Here is a 17,147-nt window from a genome sequence, read left to right as displayed (position 1 = left end):
TTAGGTAATCAGTTATATCGAAAGGCTGAAACACAGAAAAACCTAAGCATCAGATCAGCCTCTACAAATCCTGTTGCAGTTTCTTTTTGAGCTTGGGGTAGGGAATGTCCACGGCCACAATTTTGCCTGTCTCGTCCACGAGCAGATTCGCCGGAATGGCGTTGATGCCAAACCGCTGCATATCATCCCCGCTGGTTCCTTTCAACTCTGACAAGTGAGGCATCTGTAAGCTGTCCTCAGCAATGGCCTGCCGCCACTTGTTGTGGTTGGTGTCCAGCGAGACGCCCACCATACCAAAGCCCCTGCCCTGGTACTGCTTGTGCAGGCCGTAGTACTTGGGCATCTCCATGCGGCAGGGGCCGCACCAGCTAGCCCAGAACTCGACCAGCGTGAGCTTGTTCTGCTTGAAAATTTGTTCCGTGTCCAGCTCCTTGCCATCCGGGGTCTTGCCCGCCAAACTTTGCACATGCTGGCCCACGAAGCGCTGGTTGTTCACGTCGCGCTTTTCGTTTCTGGCCAGTTCCTCATCTAGCCGGCGGCCGTAAAAACCCCTCTGCAACTCGGCAGGCATGGCTTGGTAGTACTGGCGGAAGCGTTCCGTGGAAGGCCGGTCACTTCGGTTATCAAGCATGGCGTAGAGCGACACCACAGAGGTAGGGTGCTGCCGGACGAAGGCATCAGCTGCGGCGGCCAAGTAGCCGGAAAACCTATAGTCGAAGTACTTTACAGAATCGGCCCACTGCTCAACTAACGCTTTGTTACCCGAGTCGAACGTCTGGGCAAACTTGGCTCTGACTAAGTCTGTATCTGTAAAGAATTGGTTCCAGAGGCTGTCACGGAGAATGAAGTACTGCTCTAACTCCTTTTGCATGGGAGAAAGAGGGGAGACAACCGTGTTTTGAAGGTAGGAACCCGTGGAGGGCACTCGATAAAACTTTGTTCGAATATTCTTTTTTGTGGACTTGATGTGGATTGAGTCTGCTGGCAGATATACATCAGTAGAGTAAACTACCGTATTATCCGTATTGCTAGTGTAGTATAAATTATAGAAGCCAGGCTGAGTGATTTTGCCTTGCAACGTAAAATGCCCGTCCCGACTAGTTATACTATCAACAACAGGATGATCGGTGGTGTCTTCAAAAAAAAACAGCCTAGCGTAACAGTCTTTACACCCTTCCGCGTCGACCACAATTTGGTAACTGTATTCCTTTTTTTGCTTTTGCTGACAGCTAACAAGTAAGGCCAGCAAGAGAAAAATCGACAAATACTTTTTACTGTAGCTCCACATACATTTTCACCCGGTTAATATTGGTTAAACAATTGATAATAAGCTTCGGGGAATAATATATACATTTCTATACATAGAGCAGCAAGCAGCCTATGCACTATAGAGCAATCCACGTAACGGTAGCGTGAAAAGAACAAAGCGCTACCGACCAGCCACGGCTTAGGTAACTGATCGGTAGCGCTCTGTTTTGCCTCGTTTCACTTGCTCCTTCAGGAGTTAATGACACTTTCTGAAATCACACATCGGCCATCCGAAACGGCTGAATCTCTACCTTCTCCCACACACGGCCAGTGAGGTAGGGCTCGTCGCGCTGCCAGGCGGCTAGGTCTTCCGGCGTGGCAAACTGCGCCACCATCATCGAGCCGATCATCTTGCCCTCGGCATCCAGGATGGCGCCGCCGGTGAGGAAGTTGCCGGTTGCTTTGAGCCGGCGGGCGCCGGCCAGGTGGTTTTCGCGCACCGCTAGGCGGCGTTGCAGGGCTTCAGGGTCGGTGTAGTCGTAGGCGGTAATCAGGTATTGTTGCATGGAGCAATTTGGTGAGTTATCGTACTGTTTCGAATCATCAGAACGTCATGCTGAGCTTGCCGAAGCATCTCGCGTGCTGACGTTGGATTACTATGCAGACATCAGCACGCGAGATGCTTCGGCAAGCTCAGCATGACGGTCTATAATGCTATGTTGGTCAATTTTAACTACCCGCCGCAGGCTGGGGCTGCTGTAGCACCGGCCGCAAAATACCCCAGACCGTGCGCGCCACCAGCCGGTGGCCGGCGGGCGTGGGGTGGATGCCGTCGCGCTGGTTGAGCTTGGCCACGCCTCCTACCCCTTCGAGCAGAAAAGGAATCAGCACGAGGTTGTTTTTTTGGGCCAGCTCGCCGTAGAGCTGCTTGAACTCGGCGGCATAGTCGGCGCCCAGATTGGGCGGTATTTGCATGCCAGCCAGCACAATCTGCGCCTGCGGGCTCAGCTGCCGCACCGTGTCGATGATGGCTTGCAGGTTGCGGCGGGTATCGGTGAGCGGAATGCCGCGCAGGCCGTCGTTGCCGCCCAGCTCCAGCACGAATACGGCCACGGGCTTGCGCAGCACCCACCCTACCCGGCTGCGGCCGCCGGCGGTGGTTTCGCCGCTAAGTCCGGCATTTACTACAGCGTAATTCAGACCCACTGAGTCAATTTTCTGGCCGATCAGGGCCGGAAAGGCTTCGTCGGGCTCTACCCCCAGGCCGGCCGTGAGGCTGTTGCCGAAGAACAGAATGGTTGGTTTGCTCGTGGTGGCCGGGGCAGCGGACTTACTGGCAGCCGTGGGCGTTTCAGTGGTGGTTGGGGAATCGTTGGTGTTGCAGCTGGCTAGCGCGAGTAGCAGCCAGCCGAAGAAGACAGTCCAGGGTAGTTTCATCATCGAAGAGCGTAAGAAGTAGAAGGGTAACGACAGAACCCGCCGCAAAGATTAACCAAACCGACACACACGCGTTTGGGTAGGGTGTGCGTATGCGCTTTGTTGTTCGCTTATCCGGTGGTTTCATGCAGATATAGACACGCCTAGTTGCGTCTCGTCGTTGAACAACTCGCGGTTGAATACCAGGTGGCGCGGACGATGAGACGCGAATACGCGTCTACACCGTTTGATGCATCCGTTCTACGAATCAGAAAACGCTCACGCACTTAAAGTATTCTGCGCACCGCCTCGTTACTTACTTAGACGCTTCTCTCATCTGCCTTTCTTCTCGCAGTGCTTAAAATAGAAAACCTTACCAAGTCCTACACCAGCGGCGGCCGGGCCCTAACGGTGCTCCAACACGTCAGCTTTGAGCTGCGGGCCGGCGATACGCTCTCAATTATCGGCTCGTCGGGGAGTGGCAAAACCACGCTACTGGGCTTGTCGGCCGGCCTCGACCGCGCCACCTCGGGCAGCGTGTGGCTCAACGGCATCCGGCTCGACGACCTCTCGGAAGACCAGCGGGCGGCGGTGCGCAACGAGCACGTGGGCTTTATCTTCCAGAATTTCCAGCTGCTGCCTACCCTCACGGCCCTCGAAAACGTGCTGGTACCATTGGAACTGCGTGGTATCTCCAACGGCACCGCCACGGCCCAAGCGTTGCTGGAGCGGGTAGGGCTGGGCGGGCGCGGGCACCACTATCCTACCCAGCTCTCGGGCGGCGAGCAGCAGCGCGTGTCGTTGGCGCGGGCGTTTGCCAACCGGCCCAAAATCCTGTTTGCCGATGAGCCCACCGGCAACCTCGACGCCGAAACCAGCGCCACGGTAGAAGAGCTGCTGTTTGAGCTGAACCGCGAAGCCGGTACTACCCTGGTATTGGTGACACACGACCCAGAGCTGGCCAATAAAACTCAGCGCGTGATTCGGCTGAAGGGCGGGCAGCTGGTTGCTGATAGCGCGGCATAATTCTACCGCTAGTCATGCTGAGCTTGTCGAAGCATCTCGCGTGCTGATGAAAGATAGTAATCCAACGTCAGCACGCGAGATGCTTCGGCAAGCTCAGCATGACAATTACTATCGAGCGAGATTTCTTACTGCGTTCGAAATGACGTTCTTTCTTCTTGTCGCTCTACCCCCACAACGACGGGCGCGTGCCACGCGCCCCTACCCAGTCCCCCGGTCCCTCAGTCCCCAAATATCCCTATGACAAACTTCCTCTGGCTCTGGCGCATGGCTTGGCGCGACAGTCGCCGCAGCCGCTCCCGGCTCTTGCTGTTCAGTGCGGCCATTGTGCTGGGCATCGCGGCGCTGGTGGGCATCAATGGCTTCGGGGCCAACCTGGCGCGCAGCATCGACGAGCAGGCCCGCGAGCTGCTGGGCGCTGATCTGGTGCTGTCGAGCAGCCAGCCGATTGACTCCACGTTGCGCCCTACCCTGGACCGCCTCGGCCGGACGCGCAGCCGTGAGGTGTCGTTTGCCTCGCTGGTGCAGTTTCCGAAGGGACAGGGCGTGCGACTGGCGCAGGTGCGCGCCATCACGGGTGGCTTTCCATTCTACGGCACGTGGCGCACCGAGCCCGAATCGGCCGTGGCGCAGTTCCGGCAGGCTACGGGCGGGCAACGCGTGGCATTGGTAGACGATGCGCTGCTGGCACAGTTCAACGCCCAGCCCGGCGACTCCATCCGGGTAGGAAAACTTACGTTTCTGATTGCCGGGCGCGTGCGCGAAACGCCGGGGCAGTCGGGTTTTAGTGCGGCAGTGGCACCTACCGTATTCATCCCCGGCGACGTGCTGGCGGGCACGGGCCTGTTGCAGCGCGGCAGCCGGGTGCAATACCGCACCTACTACCTCTTTGCGCCCGGCACCGATGTAGCCAAGACCATCAAGCCGCTGGAAAAACGCCTGGACGCAGCCAACATTAGTTCCGATACCATTGCCGAGCGCAAGCAGCAAACCGGCCGCTCCTTCGCCGACCTCACCCGCTTCCTGAATCTGGTGGCGTTTGTGGCCCTGCTATTGGGCTGTGTGGGCGTGGCGAGTGCCGTAAGCCTGTATGTGCGCGAGAAAATTGCCTCGGTGGCCGTGCTGCGCTGCCTGGGCGCCAGCGGCAGCCAGGCGCTGCTGATCTATCTATTGCAAGTAGCGGCCCTGGGCCTGGCCGGTGCCCTACTGGGCGCGGCTTTGGGCACGGCGGTGCAGCTGCTGCTCCCGCGGGTGTTTGCCGAGTTCCTGCCCGTGGCAGTCGACATACAGGTGTCGTGGGGGGCGGTGGCGCAGGGCGTGCTTACGGGCGTGCTGGTGGCGGTGCTGTTTGCGTTGCTGCCGCTGCTGAGCATCCGGCGGGTGTCGCCGCTGCGCACGTTGCGGGCGTCGTTTGAGGAAGACACCACCGCGCCCGATCCGCTGCGCTACCTGGTGTATGGGTTGATTTTCGTGTTCATTACGGGCTTCGCCTACCTCCAAACCCGCGAGGTGAAACTGGCCTTGGGCTTTGCCGCGGGCCTGCTGGTGGCGCTGGGCGGTCTGGCGGGCGTGGCCGCGGGGTTGCGCTGGCTGGTACGCCGCTTTTTCCCTACCTCCTGGAGCTACGTGTGGCGGCAGGGCTTGGCCAATCTGTATCGCCCCAACAACCAAACGCTGCTACTCATCATCTCCATCGGGCTGGGCGTGTTTCTGATGGCGACGCTCTACATCACGCAGGGTTTGCTGCTGAGCCGGGTGCAGGTGGCCAGCGGCGAGAATCAGCCCAATCTGGTGCTGTTCGACATTCAGCCGGCGCAGCGGGTGGACGTGGCCCAGCTGCTTACCCAACGCCGCCTACCCGTGTTGCAGCAAGTACCCATCGTGACGATGCGACTGACAGAACTGAACGGCCAGCCTACTTCCGAGCTAAAAAAGGACAGCACCAGCGGACGCTCGCGGGGCTCCCTCACCCGCGAGTACCGCGTCACGTACCGCGATACGCTTATCAGCTCCGAGCAGCTGGCCGAAGGCAAGCTGCCCTACCTCGCCGCCGACGGCACCCCGCATATTTCCATCGAAACGGGCTTTTTTGAGCGCCTAAAGCTCAAGCTGGGCGATACGCTGACCTTCAACGTGCAGGGTGCACCGCTCCTGACCATCGTCAGCGGCACGCGCACCGTGGACTGGACGCGGGTGCAGACCAACTTTGGGGTGGTGTTCCCCAATGGCGTGCTAGAACCCGCGCCGCAGTTCTACGTGCTGCTCACCCGCGTACCCGACAACACGGTACTCGGCAGCGTGCAGCGCGAGCTGGTGCAGCGCTTCCCCAACGTGTCGGCCATCGACCTGGGCCTCATCCTGCAAACCCTGGACGACATCCTGAGCAAGATTTCCTTTGTAATTCGCTTCATGGCTTTCTTCAGCATCGCCACGGGTTTGGTGGTGCTCATCAGCTCCGTGGTGGTGAGCCGCTACCAGCGCGTGCAGGAAAGCGTGCTGCTGCGCACGCTGGGTGCCAGTCGCCGCCAGATGCTGCGTATCACGCTGGTAGAGTACGCCTTGCTAGGCTTGCTGGCGGCGGCCACTGGCCTCGTGATGGCCGTGCTGGCCGGCTGGGCGCTGGCCTTCTGGGTGTTTGATATCGGCTTCACCGCCTCGCCCCTACCCTTGCTGCTGCTGGCCGCCCTCACTACAGTTCTCACTATCGTCATCGGCCTCTTCAACAGCCGCGACGTGCTCACGCGGCCGCCGCTGGCGGTCCTGCGCGGGGAGGGGTAAGTGAGTAGTGAGATGGTGAAATGGTGAGTAGTGAGTTTGTGAAGTGATCAGTAATAAAGAGGGGCTGTCATCCTGAGCGCAGCGAAGGACCTTATGCCAGTTGAACGACTAGCGTAGCAACACCTCGTTCTATCGTGGGAAGGTCCTTCGCTGCGCTCAGGATGACAGCCGGGTTTTAACTCACCATTTCACCATTTCACCATTTCACCATCTCACCATTTCACCATCTCACCCCTTCCCTCCTTGCCGGTCATCGTTGCTGATGGTTTTGCGGGCTTTCTTGGGCGCGTCGTCCATTTTGCCGAACTGCCAGTTGAAGCTTAGGCGCACGGCGCGGTTGTAGGCGTAGGTCACTTCCTGCGAGGTGAATAAGTCGGCCTGCGTGATGGTGGTGCGGAAACGAATGGTGCGGGCAAAGGGGTTGTCGAGACCGAGGGTGAGGCTGCCCTTTTTGTTGAACAGCTCTTTTTTCACCGACATATTGTGCCACACGTTGCCGTTGGTGCGGCCCTGCAAAAACACCCGCGGCGAGTTGATGTACACAGCGGCTTGCGCGCTCAATCCATGCTCGAAGGTCCAGGCAGAGGTTAGGTTGCCGTTGTAGACCCAACCCTGGTTGGCAATGCCCAGCGCCCCGCTTTGCACCGAAACGTGGTAGGTGTTGATGCTGCCGTTGAGCGTCCACTTGTCCGTCAGCTTCGTGGAGCCGTACAGGTTGACGCCATAGGTGGTGCGCTGCCCCACGTTTTCAGGACTGGTGAAGAACACCGTGGTGCTGCTGGTATCGGTAGGAAAAACCTGGCTAGTGGGCACCGTGCGCGCAAAGGGCTGAAACGCGTTATTTGCCTTGCGCAGGTAGGCCGATACATTTAGGGTAGTTTTTTGAATGGTGGTGCTGTAGCCCAGTTCGTAGGCGTCGGTCAGTTCAGCTGTCAGGTTGGGGTTACCGGTCCGCACCACGCGCCGGTTGCTCACGTCGATGTAGGGATTCAGCAGGTAGATAGAAGGGCGCTGGAGCCGGCGCGAGTAGCCCACGTTGAGCTTGTGCTCCTTCTCCTTACCAAACTCGCGGGAGATGTTCAGGGTAGGAATAAAGTTGGTGTAGCGCTGCCGCACGCTGGTACTGCTGGTCAGGAAGTCGCCATCCACGCGGGTATGCTCTACCCGCGCCCCGGCTTTCACATTGTATTTTTTGGCTAGCTGAAGGCCGTAGGACGCATAGCCGGCCACTACGTTTTGCTGGTAGTTAAACTCGTTGGAGCGTGATGGCACCAGCACGAATCGTTCTCCGTTGAGGCTGTCGGCGCTGATGCGGTAGTCGCTCTGCTCGTTACGCAGGATGGTTTTGGCGCCCAGCTCCAGCAGGCTGGTGCTATCGAGGGGCTGCGTGTAGTCGAGTTGCAGGGTGGTTTCGCGGCTGCGGCTGCGGTTGTTGCCGGTTTCGCGGTAGTCGAGGCCTTGCTCGGGGCGGGTTTGGTCAAGATTATAGATAGAAGTGTTCGACACGTAGTTTTGCAGGGCCAGCAGGCTCAGCTCGTGCTTGGGCTTGAAGGTATGCGTGTAGCTGCCGTTCAGGCTGAACTCGGGCCACCAGTTGGCTCCCCACGGCCGACGAATATCCCGCGCAAACTGGTCGAAGCTCTGCGGCGCCACGTAGGTAGAGGCCAAGTGTTGCGTAGCAGTAGAGCGGTACAGGTCGGTGTAGGCGCCCACGGTCACGGCGTCTTTTTCGGTCAGGTCGTAGTCAAAGCCCAGGCGGGCGTAGATACCGCCGCCGCCGTTGCGCAGGCGCTGCTCCTGGCTTAACCGCGCCGTTTGGTTTTCAGGCAATAAATCGGTGCGGTTGATGCTGCCCCGGCTGCGGTTGTAGTAGGCGTAGGAGCCTACCTCGGGCGTGACGCCCAGCTTGCCGCGCCGGATGCTCAGGCTCGTATTAGAATTGCTGTAGCGCGTGCCCGCCGTGGCGTCCACCGAGCCCGTCATTCCCGTTAAATCATTCTTTTTCAGAATAATATTAATTACCCCACCCGAGCCCTCAGCATCGTATTTTGCACCCGGCGAGGTAATCACCTCCACCGCTTTCACCTTGTCGGCGGGTAGGCGGCGCAGGGCATCGGCCACGCTGCTGGCCAAGATGGAGCTGGGCTTGCCGTTGATGAGCACCCGCACGCTGGTAGAGCCGCGTAGCTCCACGTTGCCGTCGTTGTCAACCGTGAGCAAGGGCACCTTTCGCAGCATTTCCGCAGCCGTAGCGCCGGCGTTGCTGATGTCTTTTTCGGCATTGTAGACAATGCGGTCGGCGTGGGTTTCTACCAGCTCCCTTTGCCCTACCACTTGCACCTCGCCTAGTTGCTGGGTAGTAGGCGTGAGCAGCACTTGGCCCAGGTTTACGGCTGCCGCACCCGGTTTCACGTTCTCTACTACCTTCGTTTCGAAGCCCACAAAGCTAATGGAGACGCTGTACTCGCCTGGCGCTACCTTTTCGAAGGTGAAGGCGCCCTTGGCGTCGCAGGCCGTTCCGTCTGCTGGCTTACCAGTGGCCTTGCTGAGCAGGGCCACCGTGGCAAACTCCACAGGCTGTTTGGTGGTGGCGTTGAGCACAGTGCCTGCAATGCGGCCGGTGCTGTTGGTTTGGGCCACGGCTGGGCACAGCACACCCAGCAGCACCCATAAAAGGGTGATATACTTTAACATAGCAGAAAGTGATAGGGAGCCAGACAGCTCTAGTGAAGGCACACGAAAGACCACGCTACATACCGGGCGGCAGTAGCAGCAAGCAAGCGGAGAAAGGACAGGAAGCAACGCTACAGTAGGTGCGCGGTGCCTGGCAGCAATGCCGACGGAACAGAAATGGTATGCGGAACCAGCGCCTTAGGGGGCGCTCCGTCGAGGAAGAATAGCCGGTGTTTTTAGTACGAATAATTTCGTAATACAAACATATAGTGTTGTATCTATAAATGCAACATCATCTACGAAATATTTCGTTGAATCTATTCAGGAAGACACTCGCTGTCCTGCTGAGCTCGTCGAAGCATAACAGCCCTTTACTCCTACCCTGGCAGAAAGCCAGTTTTCTGCCAGGGTAGGATACCTTTACTTACGCTTGCGGAAAAACACGTCGCCGCTAATCGACTCCAGGCGCACAGCGGGGCCACCAGTACTACCCAGCGTACCGCGCAGCTGGTAGCCCACAATGGGGTTTTCTTTACGGTTAACGAAGGCAATATCCTGGTCGGTATACACCTCGCCGGTGATGGTCTTAAAGGCTACCTCGGCACCCTGGCGGGCGGGCCAGCTCACGTCGACAAAGCCGCTGATGCTCTTCGCTTCCAGTGGAGCGGTCAGGTCGGTTACTTCGATATTACCACTGATGGTGTTCACGTGCACCGCCACACCGGCCGGCACCGTCACGTCTATATCAATCTTGAAGCATAAGGCTGGGCCTTCGGCCTTGCCGTTGCGCCAGCTACCACCCCACTGCGTGTAGCCCTGCCCCTCGGGGCACTCGATGCTGCGGCTGGTTTTCACCAGGCTATCATCAAAAGCAGAAGTGATGGTCACGCCTTCGTTGGTCTTGCTGGTTGTGAGCAGCAACGCGTCGTTCAGCTGCCCGCCGTTGATGGTAGCAGTGGCGCGCAGCACCACCTGCGAGCCGCTACCCGCGTGAATTTTGATGGTGGAGGCCTGTTTCAACTCCAGATTCAGGCGCTGCCCGGCACGGATATCAGCCTTTTGTTCCAATACTTTTTGGGCGTGAGCACCCAGGCTGCTCAGTCCTACCAGAACCAACAGCAGTGATAAAAAACGAAACATGGGAAGAGTTGAGTTTGGGTGTTTGGAGATGTGAGTTGTGCGTTGCGAGTGAAAACGTGTGTCATCCTGAGCGTAGCGAAGGACCTTCTCACGCGCGAACGAGTCAGTGTTGCGTCTGTCGTGCTGACGTGAGAAGGTCCTTCGCTACGCTCAGAATGACACACGTTTTCACTCGCAACGCACAACTGGCAACTCAATCAGTTATTTGGCTTTGCGCACGTACACGTCGCCGCTCACGTTTTTCAGGGAAATGGCCGTGCCGCCGCCGTTCACAGCCCCGTTGAGGGTTTGGCCGCCTATCTGCACGAGGCTGTTGGCGTTGGCCGGCTTGGGTAGGGCGATGTCGAAATCGGTGTATACCTCGCCCGAAATGGTGCGCATGGTCAGGGAGGCTTTGGTGCTGGCAGGCATAGCTACATCAATGGCGCCGCTGATGTTGCTGATGGAGCTGGGGCCGGCCTTCAGCGTGGTATACACCACCGTGATGTCGCCGCTGGTGCTGTTGGCTACCACGGGGCCAGTTACGTTCAGGAGCTTGGCGTCGCCGCTTTTCATCATCACTTCCAGCTTGCCTTGCAGGTTTTGCAGCAGCACACGGTTGCCGCCCCACTGGGCCTCACGATACACCACATCGGCCGTGCGCGGCACCCGAATCACGTAGCCACCCTCCCGGCGCGAGGCCTTCACAATACGAACGGTATTACCTTCTTTAGTTACGCCCAGTCCGAGGCGCGTATTATCTACCGTCGAGTTGTACACGGGCCGCAGCCCTTCGGCACGCTTGGGCGCTTCCTCAGTGGCCCGGCCGCCCTCACCTTTCACCACTACTTCGTCACCATCGTAGCCTTCTACGGTTACATGGTCGCTGTTCTGCATCTCGATAACGACTTTGCGGTCGTTGCCGGTCAGCTTCATCTTGAACTCCTGCGCATGCAGGGTACTGCTGGCAAGCAGCAGCAGGCAGGGTAGGAAAAACAGGTGCTTTTTCATAGGATTTGTGTTGCTGAGAATGAGGAGCAGACGCCTGCCCGAAGCCGCGGACTTCAGTGGATAGCGCTGCGAAGAGTGAGAGAAAGTTTGAGTTAATCTGGAGCAGCGTAGAGACGCATAGTTGCGTCTTGTCGTCCGCGCCGCGTAGCCGATATCGTTCAATGATGAGACGCCTATTTGCGTCTCTACACCGCTCAGGCGGCCAAAAAAGCTAAATCAAGAGGCTGACACCCTGCTTGGCCTGGTCGCGCACGGCGGGTAGGGCATCGGGGCGCTGGGAGAGGCGGCGGAGCTGGGGCACAGCTTGCTTGTCGCGTAGCTTCACCAGCAACTCAATCAGCGTGATTTGCACGTTGGGGTCGGTTTGCACAGGTAGGGCCTGGATGAGGGCTGGGCCTACCAGCGAATCGGCCCGCAGGCGGTAGAGAGCTTCGGCAGCGGCCAGGCGCACGTTGGGGTTGGGGTCGGCATTCAGGGTATTGATGAGCACCAGCACGGTAGGGTCGCCGGGGAGGGCGTCGCCGGTAGCATCACTTACCAATTGAATACGGTGGCTGGCCGTAGCTGGCTGCTGGGTAGCGGCCGTGAGCTGCGCCGCCAAGGTCTGCGCTTCTTTGGCGGGTGCCGTTGCTACCACTGGCGCGGCCGGCCGGTTTAAGAGCAGCCCCAGCACAGTACCTATGGCCAGCAGCGCCACGCTGGCCGCTATGCGCAGCCACAGCGCGGTATTGCTGCCGGCCGTCGCTGGCGGGTACATCGGCACAGGCGGCTTTTCTGTGACCGACGTTGCCGGTGCAGCGGCAGGCAACAGTGCTTTCTCGGCGTTCAGCATCGCCAGAAAGTTGTCGCGCAGAGCGAGTGGCGGCATGGCAACCGGCTCATCATCAAATGCATTTAACAAGGAAGCGTATTGCGCTACCCGCTCCCGGCAGCCGGGGCACTGGGACAAGTGCGCCGCCACCCGCGCCTCATCGGTCGGGGGTAAGGCCTGGGCAGCGTAGTCGGCCAATAGCGGCTCCAGCGCAGCGCATTCGGGCGAAGTCAGGAAGTGGTTGTTATCGTCGAGCATCACAGAGCAGGCAGTAAATCAGCTGAAGTAAATTTTGCGGAGCGCCTCCAGGGCGCGGTGGGCTTTCACGCGGGCCGTCCCTTCCGAGCAGCCCAGCATCTCCCCTATCTCGGCGTAGTCGAAGCCCTGGAAGCGGTGCAGCACCAGGATTTCGCGCTGGGCGGTGGGTAGCAGCGCCAGCGCCTCGTGCAGGTGCGCACCATCGGAGCTGGCTGCTACCCCAGCCAGGGCGGCCCGGCGCAGGGTAGGCGTACGCTCGGCCGCTTCCAGGTCGCCGGCCGGCACGGGCTGCCGCTGCCAGTGGTCGGCGTGCACGTGGCGGGCCAGCTGGTATACCCACGCCCGGAAGGGCTGCGTAGGCTGGTAGCTGGCGCGGTATTTCAGCACCCGCAGAAACACGTTCTGTACGAGGTCCTGCGCCGTGTCGCGGTCGTTGGTGAGCCGCAGCAGAAACCCAAACAGCGGCCCCTGGTAGCGCTCGAACAGCGGGGTAAGCTGATCGAGGTCGTTGTTGCGGACCTGCGCCATCAAGGTTTCGTCGCTGGGGCTGTGCACGGCGGAAAGAGTAGGCGTTTAGGAGAGAGTTGAAAGGAGTACCGCCGATTTCAGCATTCGTTACGTGCTCTGCAAAAAATAATTTACGTACCCCCTATCACGCAAAAAAGCTCCGCCGTACGCATGGTACAACGGAGCCAGAAACGGTGCACGTGCGCAACCTAAGATTGCCGCCTTTCCAAGGTAATGCGGGCGCGGTGGCAGATACCACCCAGCGGTGGGTTAAACTTCGACACGCTCACACGGGCGCCATGGATATAGGGAAACTCCGCCAGCACCCGATCCAGCACGCGGTGCCCCAGATGCTCCAGCAACCGGGCCGGCGCCTGCATCTCTTCGGCCACTACCCGGTACAGCACCTCGTAATTCACGGTTTCCTGAAGCTTATCGGAAGCTCCGGCGGCATGTAAGTCCGTGTCGATATACAGGTCTACCCCGTATTTATTACCAATTTTCTGCTCCTCGTCGTAGTACCCGTGGAAAGCGAAAAACTCCATGCCTTCCAGCGCAATCTGGCCCATGTGGTGAAATGGTGAAGTGGTGAGATTGTGAAATGATGAATAAAAACGCCTGTCATCCTGAGTGCAGCGAAGGACCTTATCACGGCAGTACGAATCGTTGTTACGATGGTCGTTCTCGCGTGATAAGGTCCTTCGCTCCGCTCAGGATGACAGGCGCTTTGCAGGCTTATATCTCGTCGAAAAACGACTTCTCAGCTACGGCCGGCTCAGTTTTGAAGCCGGGACCGGGGCTACCTGTACCGGGTTGCGGCGCCGGAGCCGGCGGCACAATTTCGGGATGGCTGGGCCCCACGGGCTGAATATCAGGGCGCACGGGCTCCACGTTGGGCGAGTCGGGCTCGATGATGCGCGAAGGGGCCGGCTCATCAATGCGGGAGGGCGGTACCTGGCCGGGGTTTTCGTTGGGGGTAGGGTCCGGGCTGATTTCCGGGCCGGGAATCTGCGCGGGCGCGCCGGGGTCGGGTTGCTGGCCGGGCTTTGGGTTATAGGCGCCGGGCTGCGGCCCGATTGGGCGGGCCGAGGTAGCGGCCTCGCTGCCAAACTGGGTGGCAACCAGCGCGCCGCCTACGGCAGCGGCAGAAGAAGTGGCAGCAGTGTTGATATGCATGGCGGGAGTGGCTTCAGGTGAAGGTTCGGGTTTACTCACCTTTACGCTAGCCGCCCGCGAAAGGATGGCCGCCGTGCCGCCTTTGGGTCGGTTGCGGGCCTTATCGGCCTTCTCCATCGTGTCGGTAGCCAGGTGCTGCAAGTCGCGCACCAAAGAGTCCAGCACGCCTTCCAGGCGCTGGTGTTCTTGGTTGAGGCGGCTCACTTCCACCTGCATTTCCGTCACGCTGCGCTCGGCTTGCTTATAGGCATCCTCCACCAGCGTACGGGCTTTCTGCCGGGCCTGCGACAATAGCTCCTCGGCTTGCAGCTGGGCCTCGCGCAGCCGTATTTCCGCGTTGCGCTGGGCCTGCTCGGTGATGTTCTGGCCGGTATCCTCGGCGGTTTTGAGGGTGCGGTAGAGCGAGCTTTCAATCTCGCGCATCTTCTGCACTTCCTGGGTGGCGTAGTCGAGCTTGTTGCGCAGGTCGCGGTTTTCGTCGCCCATCCGCTCCCACTGCTGCGAGAGGGTGAGCAGGAAGGCGTTTACTTCGTCGGCATCAAGGCCCCGGAAGGCTTTTTCAAAGGTCTTTTGCCGAATGTCGAGGGCGGAGATTTTCATCTTATAGCTGTTAGCTGCTAGCTGTTAGCTGATAGCCAGCAGCCGTTGCGTGTGGTAAGAATACGACACAACCCGACAATCTATTGCAGCATCGCTGTACGCTGCTTGGTTATCAAGCACAAAGCCAACAGCTGATAGCCATCAGCTATCAGCCCACGTAAGCTGCCACACCGCCAGGCTGCGGTCGTCGCTACACGAAACTAGCCGATTTTGCTGCCCCGACCAAAATAACTTGTTCACGGAGGTGCCGTGGCCGGCGTGCCGCGCCCGGTCTACCACCCGCAGCAGGCGCAGCGTATCGGCCTCCCACAGCTTAATGGATTTGTCCATGCTGCACGTGGCCAAGTAGCGGCCATCGGGCGAGAACGTGAGGTGGTTGATGGTGAACATGTGGGCTACCACCGTGTCGGCTAGTGCGTAGCTGGCCGTGGCGTCGTAGCGGCGCAGGTGGGCGTCGCGGCCGGCCGCCAGCAGGTAGCGGCCATTGGGGGAATAGGCCACGGTGAAAACGGAGTTGGTGGCGTCGGAAAGCGTGTGCAGGGTGTCGAGCGTGTGCACGTCCAGCACGCGCACGGTGGTATCGGAGCTGCCCACAGCCAGCTCCGGGCGGGTAGGATGCAGGGCCAGGCAGCGCAGGCTTTTGTCGGCGAGACGCAGGAGCTTTTCCAGGCTGAAATCGGTGGCGCGCAACACGGCCAGCGTGCCATCGGCCAGGGCCACAAACAAGCGTTGCGCCACCTCGGAGTAAGCCAGATCGAAGATGGCCAGCGGGGGCAGGGCAGTGGCGTGTGCCAACTGGCGGTTTTGTAGATCAATCACCTGCACGCCCTCAAAGTTGTGCCCCAGCACCAGCAGCTGCCGCGCCGGCAGGTAGCGCAGCGCATACACCGACTTCTCCACCTTTGCCACCAACTGGCCGTCGGCTTCGGGGTCCAGCACGTTCCAGCTGGCCACCAGCCCATCGGCCCCAGCCGAGTAAAATGTGGCTTCGTCGGCGGCCCCGCTCAGGGTATATACACAGTCGCGGTGCCCAGTGAGGGTAGCGAGTTTCTGGACCTGAGGACGGGCGGGGACGGACATGCACACGAGAATTTAGGCGAAATTACGCCAGATTTGCTTGTGCCGCGCCACGATGGGTTGACGGCCTTTTTGCCGCTTATGCCCCTGCACTCCCTCACTCCCCTACCCCACGGCGCCTACCTGGGACTGTGGCGCCTCGCCGAAACCGCCGACGAGCTGCTCCCGCTGCTCCCCTACCCTACCGTGTACCAGGCCCTGTACCCGGCCGGCCGCGACCCTACCCGTGCGGCGCAGTGGGCCGCAGGCCGCCTGCTACTTCATGCGCTGCTACCCAACCTAACTGCCACGCCCGCCACCCTGGCCAACGATTCCAACGGCCGACCCTACTTCCCCGCCCTGCCCCACTACGCGGTGTCGCTCTCGCATTCCGGCGAGTGGGTAGCCGGTCTGGTATCACCTCAAGGCAGAGTTGGCATAGATGTTGAATTAATTCGTGGAAAAGCACAAAAACTGGCCTCGCGGTTTCTATCGGAAGCCGAGCGGGCCGATGCCGGCGACGATGCAGCCAAGTATAGCCTCTATTGGAGTGCCAAGGAGACGCTCTATAAGCTGCATAGTCGCCGGGGGCTGGTGTTTAAAGAGCAGTTATTGCTCGACCCGTTTTGGCTGCGGGAGGCAGGCGAGTTGACGGCTCACCTGCTGCTTGAAAACTCCCGCAGCCAGCACCAGCTGACGTATTTGCGCCCCGCGCCCGGCTATGTGCTCACGTATTGCGTTGAATTGATGAACTTGGAGTAGCAGCCCTTTACGCTGGCCCTCCGCACCCAACGCTTCTCACCTCTTACTTCCCGCTATGTCTTTCCGCCGAATTTCGCTTCTTGCTGCCGCTACCTTGGTTTTTTGCACCGTGGGCATAGGGGTAGCACGTGCCCAAGGCACGCGCACCGTTACCGATTTTACGCTGAAAAATGCGGCTAATGCGTCGGTGTCGCTCAGCAGCTACGCCGGTAGCAAGGCCGTGGTAGTGGTGTTTATCAACCAAAACTGCCCCTTTTCCAAGTCGTACCAAGGCCGCCTCAATGCGCTGGCCTCCTCGTACGGCGGGCAGGGCGTGCAGTTTCTGTACATCGATGCTCCCATCAACATAGATGCCGCCGGCGATGCGCAAAAGCTCGTACTCAAGAGCGACAGCAACAATATCACCTACCTCACCGATGAAGGCCAGAAGGTGAGCACCCAGCTCGGTGCCACCAAAACGCCCGAAGTGGTGGTGCTGCAACCCGCCGGCAACGGCTTCACGGTGCGCTACAAAGGCGCCATCGACGACAACCCCCAGGTGGAAAGTGACGTGCGCCAGCGCTACCTCGCCCAGGTGCTCGACAACCTGCTAGCCGGTCGCCCCGCCGGCGTAGCCGACACCCGCGTGGCGGGGTGTTTGATTAAGAAGTTTTAGGGCTGGTTGAGGGTATGGGGTAGGCGGGTGTGAGGGTAGGAAGTAAAAAAGGTT

The 17,147-nt window shown here is 59.5% G+C and carries 15 protein-coding genes; 4 read left to right on the top strand and 11 right to left on the bottom strand.

Annotated features, from left to right (window positions below; genetic code table 11):
* Positions 1–61: 61 nt before the first annotated feature.
* From H8B15_RS07070 to H8B15_RS07060, 3 genes are all read right to left on the bottom strand, one after another.
* On the bottom strand, positions 62–871 hold the full coding sequence (locus tag H8B15_RS07070) for a TlpA family protein disulfide reductase (protein WP_246455341.1): 810 nt from the start codon (positions 869–871) through the stop codon (positions 62–64).
* Positions 872–1,523: 652 nt separating this feature from the next.
* Entirely contained in the window at positions 1,524–1,814 is a 291-nt protein-coding gene (locus H8B15_RS07065) for a YciI family protein (RefSeq protein WP_187318970.1), read from the bottom strand.
* A 163-nt stretch (positions 1,815–1,977) separates the two neighbouring features.
* Positions 1,978–2,688 (bottom strand): arylesterase, encoded by a 711-nt coding sequence (locus H8B15_RS07060; RefSeq protein WP_246455340.1) that lies wholly within the window; start codon positions 2,686–2,688, stop codon positions 1,978–1,980.
* Positions 2,689–3,018: 330 nt separating this feature from the next.
* On the opposite strand from H8B15_RS07060, the gene H8B15_RS07055 reads away from it, so the two are divergent.
* Together H8B15_RS07055 and H8B15_RS07050 are read left to right on the top strand one after the other, a co-directional pair.
* Positions 3,019–3,690, top strand: coding sequence for an ATP-binding cassette domain-containing protein (locus H8B15_RS07055; RefSeq protein ID WP_187318969.1), 672 nt, complete (start codon positions 3,019–3,021; stop codon positions 3,688–3,690).
* Between the two features lie 237 nt (positions 3,691–3,927).
* Positions 3,928–6,465: an ABC transporter permease gene (locus H8B15_RS07050; RefSeq protein WP_246455339.1), complete on the top strand. Its 2,538-nt coding sequence runs from the start codon at positions 3,928–3,930 to the stop codon at positions 6,463–6,465.
* A 228-nt stretch (positions 6,466–6,693) separates the two neighbouring features.
* Here H8B15_RS07050 and H8B15_RS07045 read toward each other — a convergent pair whose 3' ends face one another.
* The 8 genes from H8B15_RS07045 to H8B15_RS07010 all read right to left on the bottom strand — a co-directional run bounded on the left by H8B15_RS07045 (position 6,694) and on the right by H8B15_RS07010 (position 15,700).
* Positions 6,694–9,159 (bottom strand): TonB-dependent receptor, encoded by a 2,466-nt coding sequence (locus H8B15_RS07045; RefSeq protein WP_187318968.1) that lies wholly within the window; start codon positions 9,157–9,159, stop codon positions 6,694–6,696.
* Positions 9,160–9,558: 399 nt separating this feature from the next.
* Positions 9,559–10,278 (bottom strand): DUF4097 family beta strand repeat-containing protein, encoded by a 720-nt coding sequence (locus tag H8B15_RS07040; protein WP_187318967.1) that lies wholly within the window; start codon positions 10,276–10,278, stop codon positions 9,559–9,561.
* Between the two features lie 201 nt (positions 10,279–10,479).
* Positions 10,480–11,268 carry a DUF4097 family beta strand repeat-containing protein gene (locus H8B15_RS07035; protein ID WP_187318966.1) on the bottom strand — a complete coding sequence of 263 codons (789 nt, stop codon included), beginning with the start codon at positions 11,266–11,268 and terminating at the stop codon, positions 10,480–10,482.
* Between the two features lie 211 nt (positions 11,269–11,479).
* Entirely contained in the window at positions 11,480–12,337 is an 858-nt protein-coding gene (locus tag H8B15_RS07030; RefSeq protein WP_187318965.1) for a zf-HC2 domain-containing protein, read from the bottom strand.
* Positions 12,338–12,355: 18 nt separating this feature from the next.
* Complete coding sequence (locus H8B15_RS07025) at positions 12,356–12,892, bottom strand: sigma-70 family RNA polymerase sigma factor (RefSeq protein ID WP_187318964.1); 537 nt, start codon at positions 12,890–12,892, stop codon at positions 12,356–12,358.
* A gap of 161 nt (positions 12,893–13,053) precedes the next feature.
* Complete coding sequence (folB, locus tag H8B15_RS07020; protein WP_187318963.1) at positions 13,054–13,413, bottom strand: dihydroneopterin aldolase; 360 nt, start codon at positions 13,411–13,413, stop codon at positions 13,054–13,056.
* 166 nt (positions 13,414–13,579) lie between these two features.
* Positions 13,580–14,620: a DivIVA domain-containing protein gene (locus H8B15_RS07015; protein ID WP_187318962.1), complete on the bottom strand. Its 1,041-nt coding sequence runs from the start codon at positions 14,618–14,620 to the stop codon at positions 13,580–13,582.
* A gap of 141 nt (positions 14,621–14,761) precedes the next feature.
* Positions 14,762–15,700 (bottom strand): WD40 repeat domain-containing protein, encoded by a 939-nt coding sequence (locus tag H8B15_RS07010; protein ID WP_187318961.1) that lies wholly within the window; start codon positions 15,698–15,700, stop codon positions 14,762–14,764.
* A gap of 78 nt (positions 15,701–15,778) precedes the next feature.
* Here H8B15_RS07010 and H8B15_RS07005 point away from each other — a divergent pair, with 78 nt between their 5' ends.
* Together H8B15_RS07005 and H8B15_RS07000 are read left to right on the top strand one after the other, a co-directional pair.
* Positions 15,779–16,438, top strand: a complete 660-nt coding sequence (locus tag H8B15_RS07005) for a 4'-phosphopantetheinyl transferase family protein (protein ID WP_187318960.1) — start codon at positions 15,779–15,781, stop codon at positions 16,436–16,438.
* A gap of 55 nt (positions 16,439–16,493) precedes the next feature.
* Positions 16,494–17,093, top strand: a complete 600-nt coding sequence (locus tag H8B15_RS07000; protein WP_187318959.1) for a redoxin domain-containing protein — start codon at positions 16,494–16,496, stop codon at positions 17,091–17,093.
* Positions 17,094–17,147: the final 54 nt, after the last annotated feature.

The sequence above is a fragment of the Hymenobacter citatus genome, from assembly GCF_014333615.1.
Classification (GTDB): domain Bacteria; phylum Bacteroidota; class Bacteroidia; order Cytophagales; family Hymenobacteraceae; genus Hymenobacter; species Hymenobacter citatus.
This window is presented reverse-complemented; position numbering and strand designations above follow the sequence as displayed.